Below are 12,631 nucleotides of genomic sequence, written 5' to 3' on the forward strand. Positions count from 1 at the left end.
TTACCCCTGACGCGTGGCCGTGCGGTGAATTTTCAGCACCTCGGTTCCCGTCTGGGCGGAGAGGAAGCTCTCGCGCGCCGCCGCCTTGATGCTGGGTTCGATATCCGGCTTGCCAAGCAACAGCCCCTGCACCTGCGCGCAGCCTTCGTCCATGACGATCTGGCGCTGCACTTCGGTTTCGACGCCTTCCGTTACAACGGGCATTCCGAGGCTATGACCAAGGCCGATGATCGCACGGACGATCGAGCGCGCCGCAGCGTCATGTTCAAGAGCGCCGGTAAAGCTGCGATCAACCTTTATCTTGTCGAAGGGGAAAGTCCTGAGGTTGCTCAGCGACGAGAAACCGGTTCCGAAATCGTCCATGACGATCCTGACGCCGAGTTCGCGCAGCCTGACCAGCGTGGCCATGACACGGGCGCGATCGCGCACCAGTGCGGCCTCGGTGATCTCAAGCTCCAGCCTGGCCGGCACGAGACCGGTTTCCGTTAGAATGCCGGCTATCTGATCGTAGAGATTGGGCAGCATGAACTGCACGGGAGAAACATTGACGGCTATGGATAGCGGATCCGGCCAGCGCGCCGCCTCCATGCAGGCCTGCCGCAGCACCCATTCGCCGAGCTGGACGATCGTGCCGCTCTCCTCGGCGATGGGGATGAAGATATTGGGTTCGCTCATGCCATGGCCGGGCCGGTTCCAGCGCATCAGCGCTTCGTAGCCGTTGATTTCACCCGTCCTGGTGTCGAGGATCGGCTGGTAGCTCACATGGATCTGATTGCGGATGATCGCGTGGCGCAGGTCGTTTTCGATCTGGCGGCGGGCACGCACCGCCTCGTCCATCTCCGCATCGAAGAAGCAGGCGCTGCCGCGGCCTGCATGCTTGACGCGATAAAGCGCCGTATCTGCATTGTTGCAGAGATCTTCCGCAGTCGTTCCGTCGGAGGGGAAGAGCGCGATCCCGATGCTGACGCCGACTGCGGTCGGATCGCACGTCGTGTCCATTCCGGCAGCGAATTCATCAAGGATGCGGGCCGCGAGCCGGCGGGCGGCCTCCGGCTGCTTTCCGGGCTGGATGATCGCGAACTCGTCGCCGCCAAGGCGTGCCACCGTTTCGCCATCGGCGGCGCAACGCTTGAGGATCGCGGCGACCTTGCACAGGATACGGTCACCCTCTGCATGGCCAAAGATATCGTTGACCGCCTTGAACCGATCGAGGTCGAGGCAGAAGACAGCGACCTGGCTGCGTTTGCGGTGGGCGATCTGCAGCGCCTGGCGGATGCGGGTATCGAACAGCGAGCGGTTCGGCAAGTCGGTCAGCACGTCATGATGGGCGAGATGCTCGATCATCTCTTCGGCACGCTTGCGCTCCGTGAGATCGCGGATCACCAGCACCTCGCAGCCGCGTCCGCGATAGACGATCTTCTTGGCCACTACCTCGACGGATATTTCGGTTTCGTCGCGGGCGATCAGCAGCATCTCGCGATGCCCTTCGCCGTCGGCGCTATGGGAGATCAAGACCACATCGGGGACATTTCCCTGAAGCTCGGTGAGTTTCCAGCCGGACATTTCCTGGAACCGCTCATTGGCATCGATGATCCGGCCGTCGCGCAGGATCAGCAGGCCTTCAAGCGAGGCGTTGGCGAGGCCGCGCAGGTCGGTGAGGTGGCTTTCGAGGAAGACGGCGCCGAGCGCGACAAGGATCAGCCCAGTCGATACAGCCATGATGATGGCTGCCAGGACATCGGTTGCAATCGTCATTTGGGCAACGTCCTTGGCCGGATCAGGAACAAGGACGATGCCGCTCATCGAGGTGAAGTGCAGTGCGCAGATCGACAGCACGAAAATCAGCGACGAGATGACGATGCGCTTCGCGCCCGTCAGCTTGAAAAAGGTCAGGAAAGACAGTGTCGCCAGGCCGGCACCAGTAACGACGGCGGCGAGCGTGACATAGGGATCGTATTCGATCGTTGCCTGCGCTTCGATCGCCTGCATGCCCGTCAGGTGCATGGTGGCAATCGCCAGCGCCATCAGCACGCCGCCTGAGGCGAAGGAGTAGCCACTTGTCCCTTCCGAAGCGACGAGGATCGCGCCCCAGGATCCGGCGATCGCCAGCACGACCGAAAGACCGGTGAGACCAAGCCCGTAGCTGATCGGCAGGCCGCCATCATAGGCAAGCATGGCAATGAAATGCGTTGCCCATATACCGATGCCGCAGGCAAAAGCCGAGGCGGCGATCCACAAACGCCGCTGCCCTGCGTCGCATTCCTGAGCGCGCGAAAGCAGCAGCATGGTGGCCAGGCTGCCGACGAGGCAGACAACGGCGGCTGCCCCGACAAGGCGCCAATCGTGGTAATCCCTGACGCAAGCAATCACTGAAAACATTGGTCACCTCACCGCGTTTTCAGCCAAGCTATTTAGTGTTTGCTAAATAACCGTAAATTGCATTAGTGATTTCTTTCTCTCCATTTATTACACATTGCCAAAGTGGGACACTCGCCGGACCTGCGAGAAGCGGCCGCTGAACGACATAGGTTTTTCTCCTCGAAACCCGCCGGCCTTTGGTCTATCGTCCGGCCGGAATTTCAAGAGGAGTCGGAAATGACTGACGTCACCCCGGTGCTTTCGCGCGCCGACCAGAATCTCAATTCAAGCCTCGACAAGCTGTTTGAGCTGCTGCGCATCAAATCGATATCGACGGATCCGGCTTTCAAGGCCGATTGCCGCAAGGCGGCGGAATGGCTCGTCGCCTATCTCAAGACGCTGGGCTTCGAGGCTTCGGTGCGTGACACGCCCGGCCATCCGATGGTGGTCGCCCATCACGACGGCGCCACACCAAATGCGCCGCATGTGCTTTTTTACGGTCACTATGATGTGCAGCCAGTCGATCCGATCGAGCTCTGGGAAAACGATCCCTTCGAACCCGCGATCAAGGATGCCGGCAACGGCCGCAAGATCCTGACCGGCCGCGGTACCGCCGACGACAAGGGTCAGCTGATGACATTCGTCGAGGCCTGCCGCGCCTACAAGGAAATCAATGGTGCGCTGCCTTGCCGCGTCACCATCCTCTTCGAAGGCGAAGAAGAATCAGGCTCGCCTTCGCTGAAGCCGTTCCTGGAGGCCAATGCCGCTGAGCTCAAGGCGGATTACGCGCTGGTCTGTGACACCAGCATGTGGGACCACGAGACACCGGCGATCGCCGCTGCCCTGCGCGGCCTCGTCGGTGAGGAAGTCGTCATCACGGCTGCCGACCGCGACCTGCATTCGGGCCTGTTCGGCGGTGCTGCCGCCAACCCGATCCATATCCTGACGGAAGCGCTGGCGGGTCTGCATGACCAGACCGGCCGCATCACGCTCGAGAATTTCTACGAGGGCGTCGAGGAAACACCTGAGAACATCAAGTCGTCATGGGACAAGCTCGGACAGACATCCGAGAGCTTCCTCGGCCAGGTCGGCCTTTCCGTACCATCGGGCGAAAAGGGCCGTTCGGTTCTGGAGCTCACCTGGGCGCGGCCGACGGCTGAGGTCAACGGCATCTGGGGCGGCTATACCGGCGAAGGCTTCAAGACCGTCATCGCTGCCAAGGCATCGGCCAAGGTCTCCTTCCGGCTTGTCGGCAAGCAGGATCCGGTCGCTATCCGCGAGACATTCCGCGCCTATATCCGCTCGAAGATCCCGGCCGACTGCTCGGTCGAGTTTCACCCGCACGGCGCCTCTCCGGCAATCCATCTGTCCTACGATTCGCCTGTCATCACCAAGGCGAAAAACGCGCTCTCCGACGAGTGGCCGAAGCCGGCTGTCGTCATCGGCATGGGCGGGTCGATCCCGATCGTCGGTGATTTCCAGAAGATGCTCGGCATGGAATCGCTGCTGGTCGGTTTCGGCCTTGCCGATGACCGAATCCACTCGCCGAACGAGAAGTACGAGCTTGCCTCCTACCACAAGGGCATCCGCTCCTGGGTGCGCATCCTGGAAGCACTGGCTTAAGACAGAAAAGGCGCGCAGCTCGAAAGAGCGCGCGCCATCCAGACAGACAAAAAGGCCGGCAAGAACCGGCCTTTCGTCATCTGCTTCGCTTCGGTGCCAGTACATCCGTGGTCAAGGAGGAAGCAGATATTGCAGCCAGACTGATCCGGAAAGGTTAACAAACCATTAAGGCGTTTCGCCCTCGGATCAGAACGCTTCAGGCATCTCGTGCCTTCGCCGCGTCCAGGCCGCGATCTCTTAGACCCCATATCGGCATTCGCACGCCGCTTTTCAAGACGCCGCGATTTTGCCCCGCCGTTCAAGCTGCATTCATCGGAAACACATTACAAGCCTTTGAAAGACAACGTGAATGCACGCCGCCTCATAAAAGCCGGCAAGCGCTCTAGCTTTGTCTGATGCCGGCCCGAAGCCGGCTGGAGAACATATAGGCGTCGGCTTTGCCGCGCCCAATAGGGAGTTGAAACGTGCGAAACACGCTTCTCAGGATCGCGGCAACGGGGCTGCTTCTACTTGCCCCGGCGATCGCACAAGCCGCCGAAGGCTATGCGACTGCCAACGTCAACATGCGGGCCGGGCCGAGCACCGGCTATCCGGCAGTCGCCGTCATCCCGGCTGGCGAATCCGTTGAAATCCATGGCTGCCTTGCCGATGTGCCGTGGTGCGACGTCGAGTTCTACGGCGGACGCGGCTGGGTCGCTGGCCGCTATGTCCAGGCGCTCTATCAGAGCCGCCGCGTCTATGTGGGGCCGGAATATTACCGACCGCTCGGCATTCCGACCGTGGTCTTCAGCGTCGGCAACTATTGGGACCGCTACTATCGCAACCGCGATTTCTACCGCGACCGTGACCGCTGGCGCCGCGGCCCGGAATTCTACCGTCCGCCGCCGCCCCGCGACTTTGACCGCCGCCCGGATTTCGACAGGCGTCCCGATTTCGATCGCCGTCCGGACTTTGACCGGCGCCCTGATTTTGATCGGAGGCCAGATTTCGATCGCCGCCCGGATTTTGATCGCGGCGGGGACCCGCGCCCGGATTTCAACCGCGGCCCCGACCGCAGACGGGATGACGGCGATCGGAACCGCCGCCCGCAATCCGACCGTCAACCGGACGCCCGCGAAAACAACAATGATGCCGCCCGCCAGCGTCTGCGCGACAATCTAAGGGGCATCATGCAGCACGGCGACGTCAATAACAATGACAACGACCGCCGCAGACCGCCGCGCGGCGCCTGCCAGCCCGACGATCCGAATTGTAACAATTGATCCCCAAGGGCGGCAGCGATGCCGCCCTTTCTGTTTGCCGAAGAGGCCGAACGAAAAAAGCCCGGCGCTCCGAAGGAGACACCGGGCCTGATTTCGATCGGCACGTATTGAGGGGGGACGGCCGACCTTAAGCGGAACGTGAGGGGCTGTCCCGCTGCAGAAGAAACAGCGGGGACGCCTAAAGGTTCCCAATTACCAGATGACGACACTCTTATGCGCGGCGACGAGATCCTGCATCGCTGCAAAAGGGCCGTGAAGCATCTTCAGCCGGCTCTCTTCCATCTTGGTGAGACGGTACTGCCGGGCAAAATCGTGGACGCTCCAGATTTCCCGCAGACGGGTTTCTTCAATTCTATTGAGATCGATGCTCATGACAAATGCCTATGCATTACGCTTATTGCTTTTTTCTTGGGCGCAACATGGCGGCATATATGTCAGTTTCATGACATTCGCAACGAATGGCAGCTATGCGCAAAAGCGAGAGCTCGAACCGCGTCAAATGGCTTCATCCAATAACGTTAACGCCCCCTTAAATCGCCGTATTTACAATTCAATCGGGTAGCTCCGCGTGACGAGTGAAATGCGGGCGGCAAAGGGTACGACCGGTCCGGAATGGCAGGCAAAAGCAGATCACGCGACAGAATTGAACCGTCCTTCAGCGGCCGCGACCGCCGTGAGGACGACGAAGACGATTTTGCGCTCGATGACGAAGACCGTATCGACGGCCGCCACGGCGCAAAACGCAGCTCCGCTCCATCCCCCAAACCATCGCGCAGCCGCACGCCTGAACGCAAGCGCCGCGAAAGGCGCGAGCCGCCTGAACGCGATGGCGGCGGGCTTTTCGCCTTGCTGCGCCGGCTGATCTACTGGTGCATCGTGCTCGGCATCTGGGCCAGTATCGGCGTTGCCGGATTGGTCTTCTATTATGGCTCACGCATGCCGAGCGCCAGCACATGGTCGATCCCGGACCGCCCACCGAACGTCAAGATCACCTCAGTCGACGGCAGCGTGATTGCCAATCGCGGTGCCACCGGCGGTGAGGCGCTGCCGCTTGAGCAGATGTCGCCTTACATTCCGCAGGCGATCGTGGCGATCGAAGACAGGCGTTTCTATTCGCATTTCGGCGTCGATCCGATGGGCCTTGCCCGAGCATTCGTCAACAACCTGACGGGACAGCCGATCCAGGGCGGCTCGACATTGACGCAGCAGCTTGCCAAGAACCTCTTCCTGTCGCCAGACCGGACGCTGGAACGCAAGGTGCAGGAAGTGCTGCTTTCCTTCTGGCTGGAGCAGAAATACACCAAGGACCAGATCCTTGCGATGTATCTGAACCGCGTCTATTTCGGCTCGAACGCCTATGGCGTCGAGGCCGCCGCCCGCCGTTACTTCAACAAGTCGGCCCGTGACGTCAACCTTGGTGAAGCGGCGCTGCTCGCTGGCCTCGTGAAGGCGCCGACGCGGCTGTCGCCGGCACGCGATCCGGAAGCCGCCAATGCCCGCGCCCAGGTGGTGCTGCAGGCGATGCGCGACCAGGGCTATATTACCGACGACGAAGTCAAGACGGCGATGTCGCAGACCCCGGCCAAGGCAAAGAGCTACTGGTCGGGCGCTGGGCAGTATGTCGCCGACATGGTTATGGATGAGCTGCCCGGACTGATCGGCGGCGCGGTCAAGGAAGACGTGATCGTCGATACGACGATCGACAAGGGGCTGGAGAAGAAGGCAGACGAGGCGCTGAACGATATCCTGTCGAAGCAAGGCGTCAAGCTCGATGCCTCGCAGGCGGCCCTCGTTTCGATCGACGGCACCGGCGCGATCCGGGCTCTGGTCGGCGGCAAGGATTATGCCGAAAGCCAATTCAACCGCGCGGTCAAGGCCAAGCGCCAGCCCGGCTCTTCCTTCAAGCCATTCGTTTATGCGGCGGCGCTCGAGAAGGGCCTGACACCAGCTTCCGTCTTCAACGACGCGCCGATCCGCATCGGCAACTGGACGCCCGAGAATTACGAGAAGAAATATAACGGCGAAGTGACTCTGGCGACGGCGCTCGCGAAGTCGCTAAACACCGTTGCAGCCCAGCTCGTGATGTATGATGGCCCCGACCAGGTGATCAAGCTGGCACACCGGCTGGGTGTCGAAACCGAACTTCAGTCCAATGCGTCGATAGCGCTCGGAACATCCGAAGTGACACTGGAAGAACTGACCGCATCCTATGCCGCCTTCATGAACGGCGGTTACAAGGCGACGCCGCATGTGATCCGCCGGGTGACGACGGCCGAAGGCAAGGTGCTCTACGAAAACACTTACGACAATCCGCCACGTGTGCTTTCCGAGGCCATCGCTGCCAATATGAACGCGATGATGATGGGCACGATCGAGTTCGGCACCGGTCGCAGCGCAAAAATTCCCGGCTGGCAGGCGGCCGGCAAGACGGGAACGACGCAGAATTCGCGCGATGCGCTGTTCGTCGGCTTTACCAGCAACCTGACGACGGGCGTCTGGTTCGGCAATGACGACGGCACGCCGATGAAGAAGGTGACGGGCGGCGGGCTCCCGGCCAAGGCCTGGCAGGAATTCATGATCGCGGCGCATAAGGGGCTGTCGCCGGCACCGCTGTTCGGCAGCGGCCAGTTCGTTGCCGACCCGAACGCGACCGCCAACCAGCCGATGGCGCAGGGCGAACCGCAGCCGATGCAGGAGCAGCCTTCGACGATCGGCGGCATCATTTCCGGTGTATTCGGTGGTGGCTCGTCCGAGCAATATCCGCCGGCACCCGTGCAGCAGCAACAGGCCTCTGGCGGCCCTCTTCCTCCCGGCGATGTCGGGCCCGACGACGGCTATGACGGCGCGGTTCCACCCGGCGATATCGGCCAGGGGCAGCCGGTGCATCAGGGCCAGCCGCGGCGCACAACGCTCCTTGATCTGATCATGGGACAGTAGAAGCAGAAAGGGACGATCTGCAACGCGCAGTTACGCTGCCGTGCAGCCGAAAACCTTTGTTTTCCGGCTACCGTAAAAATTGAAGACAACACGCTCGTTTTGCTGGATTTCGGGCTATTTCTCGCCTTGCAGTCCCGAAAACCGCTCCTTATATACGCCGCATCACCGCAATCACGATTGCGTTAGTTCGAAGACCCCCATCCCCCAAGGGGCTGTCAGGGAAATGCCTTAACCAAGGGTTCCGACAGCTTGCTTCAAGGAGTAAATGACATGGCAAAAGTAATCGGTATCGACCTCGGAACGACAAATTCCTGCGTCGCTGTCATGGACGGCAAGGACGCGAAGGTCATTGAAAATGCGGAAGGCGCGCGTACGACCCCTTCCATGGTGRCATTCTCCGATGATGGCGAACGCCTCGTTGGCCAGCCGGCAAAGCGCCAGGCCGTCACCAACCCCACGAACACCCTCTTCGCAGTGAAGCGCCTGATCGGCCGCCGCTACGATGATCCGACCGTTGCAAAGGACAAGGGCCTCGTTCCCTTCGAGATCGTCAACGGCGACAATGGCGACGCCTGGGTCGAAGCTCAGGGCAAGGGCTATTCGCCCGCACAGATTTCCGCGATGATCCTTCAGAAGATGAAGGAAACCGCCGAATCCTACCTCGGTGAAAAGGTCGAAAAAGCCGTCATCACCGTTCCGGCCTACTTCAACGACGCCCAGCGCCAGGCAACCAAGGATGCCGGCCGCATCGCCGGTCTCGAAGTTCTGCGCATCATCAACGAGCCGACGGCAGCAGCACTCGCCTACGGTCTCGACAAGAAGGACGGCAAGACGATCGCCGTTTACGACTTGGGTGGCGGTACCTTCGATATCTCGGTTCTCGAAATCGGCGACGGCGTCTTCGAAGTGAAGTCGACGAACGGCGACACCTTCCTCGGTGGTGAAGACTTCGACATGCGTCTTGTCGAATATCTTGCCAATGAGTTCAAGAAGGATCAGGGCATCGACCTGAAGAACGACAAGCTTGCCCTGCAGCGCCTCAAGGAAGCTGCCGAAAAGGCCAAGATCGAACTGTCGTCCTCGCAGCAGACCGAAATCAACCTGCCGTTCATCACCGCCGATTCTTCCGGTCCGAAGCACCTGACGCTGAAGCTGACCCGCGCCAAGTTCGAAAGCCTGGTCGACGATCTCGTTCAGCGCACGATCGCACCGTGCAAGGCAGCGCTGAAGGATGCCGGCGTCACCCCAGCCGAGATCGACGAAGTCGTTCTCGTCGGCGGCATGAGCCGCATGCCGAAGGTGCAGGAAGTCGTCAAGCAGCTGTTCGGCAAGGAGCCGCACAAGGGCGTCAACCCGGATGAAGTCGTCGCACTCGGCGCTGCCATCCAGGCCGGTGTTCTTCAGGGCGACGTCAAGGACGTTCTGCTTCTCGACGTGACCCCGCTGTCTCTCGGTATCGAAACCCTCGGCGGCGTCTTCACCCGTCTGATCGAGCGTAACACCACGATCCCGACCAAGAAGAGCCAGACCTTCTCGACCGCTGACGACAACCAGCAGGCCGTCACCATCCGCGTTTCGCAGGGCGAGCGCGAAATGGCTCAGGACAACAAGCTGCTCGGTCAGTTCGACCTCGTCGGCCTGCCGCCAGCACCGCGTGGCGTTCCGCAGATCGAAGTCACCTTCGATATCGACGCGAACGGTATCGTGCAGGTTTCGGCCAAGGACAAGGGCACCGGCAAGGAACAGCAGATCCGCATCCAGGCTTCTGGTGGTCTCTCCGACGCCGACATCGAGAAGATGGTCAAGGACGCTGAAGCCAATGCCGAAGCCGACAAGAAGCGCCGCGAAGCCGTAGAAGCGAAGAACCAGGCCGAAAGCCTTGTTCACTCCAGCGAAAAGTCGCTGAAGGATTACGGTGACAAGGTTTCGGAAGCCGACCGCACCGCGATCTCCGACGCGATCGCTGCGCTGAAGTCTTCGATCGAAGCAACCGAGCCGGATGCCGAAGACATCAAGGCGAAGACCCAGACGCTCATGGAAGTTTCCATGAAGCTCGGCCAGGCGATTTACGAATCGCAGCAGGCTGAAGCGGGCACGGCTGATGCTTCCGCGGGTGATGACAACGTCGTCGATGCCGACTACGAAGAAGTCAAAGACGACGACCGCAAGAAGTCCGCGTAATCCGCGGCAAAGCGGTTATGCTAAACACTGTGATCCGGCTGCCTGACGGCAGCCGGAAATCCATTTCCGGGGTTTAAATTGGCAAAAGCGGACTTTTACGAAACTCTGGGCGTCGCCAAAACGGCGGATGAGAAAGAGCTGAAAAGCGCCTTCCGCAAGCTGGCCATGAAGTATCATCCGGACAAGAATCCGGACGATAAGAGCGCCGAAGTCAAGTTCAAGGAAATCAACGAAGCCTACGAGACGCTCAAGGACCCGCAGAAACGCGCGGCCTACGATCGCTATGGCCATGCAGCCTTCGAACATGGCGGCATGGGGCCTGGCGGCGGCGGTGGCGGTTTTGCCGGCGGCGGCGGTTTCTCCGATATCTTCGAGGATATTTTCGGCGAGATGATGGGCGGCGGCCGCGGACGGCAGCGCTCTTCGGGTGGCCGCGAGCGCGGCGCCGACCTTCGCTACAACATGGAAATCACGCTGGAAGAATCCTTCTCCGGCAAGACGGCGCAGATCCGCGTTCCGACGTCGATCACCTGCGATGTCTGTTCGGGTTCGGGCGCCAAGCCGGGCACGCAGCCGAAGACCTGTGGCACCTGTCAGGGTTCAGGCCGTGTGCGTGCAGCTCAGGGCTTCTTCTCGATCGAGCGCACCTGCCCGACCTGTCATGGCCGCGGCACGATCATTCCCGATCCCTGCACCAAATGCCATGGCCAGGGCCGCGTGACGGAAGAGCGTTCGCTCTCGGTGAACATCCCGGCCGGTATCGAAGACGGCACCCGCATCCGCCTGCAGGGCGAAGGCGAGGCAGGCACGCGTGGCGGGCCTGCGGGCGACCTCTATATCTTCCTGTCGGTCAAGCCGCATGAGTTCTATCAGCGCGATGGAGCCGATCTCTATTGCGCCGTACCGATCTCGATGACGACGGCAGCACTTGGCGGCACTTTCGATGTGGCGACGCTCGACGGCACCAAGTCGCGCGTTACCGTTCCTGAAGGTACGCAGGCGGGTAAACAGTTCCGCTTGAAGGCCAAGGGCATGCCGGTGCTGCGCTCCAGCCAGACGGGTGATCTCTACATCCAGATCCAGATCGAGACGCCGCAGAAGCTCTCCAAGCGCCAGCGCGAGCTGCTGCAGGAATTCGAGCAGCTCTCCTCGAAAGAGAACAATCCTGAATCGACGGGCTTTTTTGCCCGGATGAAGGAATTTTTCGAGGGCTGAGCAAGCACTTCGCGAAGACAAAGAAAAGCCGGTGGTAGCTCCACCGGCTTTTTTCGTACTACGCAGGTTGTTTCGCCCTACCCTGATAGTGCTTCGGCGCGCAGCCCATGGCGCGCTTGAAAGCCGCGCTGAAGGCGCTTTCGGACTCGTAGCCGACAGATAGCGCGATATCGGACAAGCGGTTGCGCTCCAGCGACAGCAGCGCGCGGGCCGCCAGCCGCATGCGCCACCGGAGCAGATAATCGAGCGGCGGCCAGCCGACCAAGGCTTTGAAATGCAGAGCGAAGGCCGTTCTCGACATCCCGGCCTCTTTCGCCAGAACCTCCAGCGTCCAGCGCCTTGCCGGTTCGGCATGCACGGCCCGCAACGCCCTGCCGATCCGCGGATCGTTCAACCCCTTCAGCCAACCCGGCGCCACCTCACCCTCTGCCGCCATATGCAGACGCAACGCATTGACGAAGAGGATATGGCCGAGATGCTCTGACATCAGCAGACCGCCTGGCCGCAGCTCCGTCAGTTCCTTCGCCAATTGTTTCAGCGTCCAGCGCAGCACGGCGGCTTCATCAGCGGCTGCCGGAATATGCATCACTGCGGGAAGTGCGCCGGTCAGCAGTATCTGATGACTGGCATCGAACATCAGGCGGCCACCGACCAGGAACGTATCGTCATGAGGGCCATGCCGGGCAACACGCGTCTTCAGATCGACAAAGAGCGTGCGGGCATCGATCCCCGCGAGCGAAAGATCGCTGCCCAGCCAATAGGGCTGCCCGGTCAGAAGGTAGCAATCGCCCTCCTCCAGCCTAAATGGTGCCGGTTCGCCGGAGACCCTTAGAAAACATCCGCCGCGGGCCACTGCGCCGAACTTTATGCCTTCATAGCTGCGCGGAAAGTCGAGCGCCCATTCGCCGCCGGACATGACGCCATAGGTCTCGACGCTTTTTGGCTGCAATAGCGCAAGGATATCGGAAAGGGGATCCATTTCTGAACGATCCAGCAAGAAATCGGAACTTTCTTACATGGATCATCCCATTTCGGCAATCTATACCGGGCTGTGG

Annotated in this window: 8 protein-coding genes; 5 read left to right on the forward strand and 3 right to left on the reverse strand. The window is 60.8% G+C overall.

Annotation, left to right across the window (positions count from 1 at the left end):
- Entirely contained in the window at positions 1–2,379 is a 2,379-nt protein-coding gene (locus AC1DJO_RS13880; RefSeq protein WP_477971152.1) for a bifunctional diguanylate cyclase/phosphodiesterase, read from the reverse strand.
- A 216-nt stretch (positions 2,380–2,595) separates the two neighbouring features.
- Between AC1DJO_RS13880 and AC1DJO_RS13885 the strand changes: the two genes are divergently transcribed.
- A complete protein-coding gene (locus AC1DJO_RS13885) occupies positions 2,596–3,981 on the forward strand; it encodes a dipeptidase (RefSeq protein ID WP_477971154.1) in 1,386 nt (461 codons plus the stop codon).
- Between the two features lie 464 nt (positions 3,982–4,445).
- Positions 4,446–5,243: an SH3 domain-containing protein gene (locus AC1DJO_RS13890; RefSeq protein ID WP_477971156.1), complete on the forward strand. Its 798-nt coding sequence runs from the start codon at positions 4,446–4,448 to the stop codon at positions 5,241–5,243.
- A gap of 192 nt (positions 5,244–5,435) precedes the next feature.
- Here AC1DJO_RS13890 and AC1DJO_RS13895 read toward each other — a convergent pair whose 3' ends face one another.
- Positions 5,436–5,615, reverse strand: coding sequence for a hypothetical protein (locus tag AC1DJO_RS13895; RefSeq protein WP_112385039.1), 180 nt, complete (start codon positions 5,613–5,615; stop codon positions 5,436–5,438).
- Positions 5,616–5,855: 240 nt separating this feature from the next.
- On the opposite strand from AC1DJO_RS13895, the gene AC1DJO_RS13900 reads away from it, so the two are divergent.
- The 3 genes from AC1DJO_RS13900 to dnaJ all read left to right on the forward strand — a co-directional run bounded on the left by AC1DJO_RS13900 (position 5,856) and on the right by dnaJ (position 11,576).
- Entirely contained in the window at positions 5,856–8,180 is a 2,325-nt protein-coding gene (locus AC1DJO_RS13900) for a transglycosylase domain-containing protein (protein ID WP_477971158.1), read from the forward strand.
- A gap of 270 nt (positions 8,181–8,450) precedes the next feature.
- The gene (gene dnaK, locus AC1DJO_RS13905) at positions 8,451–10,361 is read left to right on the forward strand and encodes a molecular chaperone DnaK (RefSeq protein ID WP_477971160.1); all 1,911 of its coding nucleotides are present in this window, start codon (positions 8,451–8,453) and stop codon (positions 10,359–10,361) included.
- Positions 10,362–10,439: 78 nt separating this feature from the next.
- Positions 10,440–11,576, forward strand: coding sequence for a molecular chaperone DnaJ (gene dnaJ, locus AC1DJO_RS13910; protein ID WP_112385036.1), 1,137 nt, complete (start codon positions 10,440–10,442; stop codon positions 11,574–11,576).
- Positions 11,577–11,634: 58 nt separating this feature from the next.
- Here the strand turns inward: dnaJ and AC1DJO_RS13915 are convergent, their stop codons facing one another.
- The gene (locus AC1DJO_RS13915; protein WP_477971162.1) at positions 11,635–12,555 is read right to left on the reverse strand and encodes an AraC family transcriptional regulator; all 921 of its coding nucleotides are present in this window, start codon (positions 12,553–12,555) and stop codon (positions 11,635–11,637) included.
- Positions 12,556–12,631 lie beyond the last annotated feature (76 nt).

It is taken from the genome of Rhizobium sp. 05N430 (genome assembly GCF_056396985.1).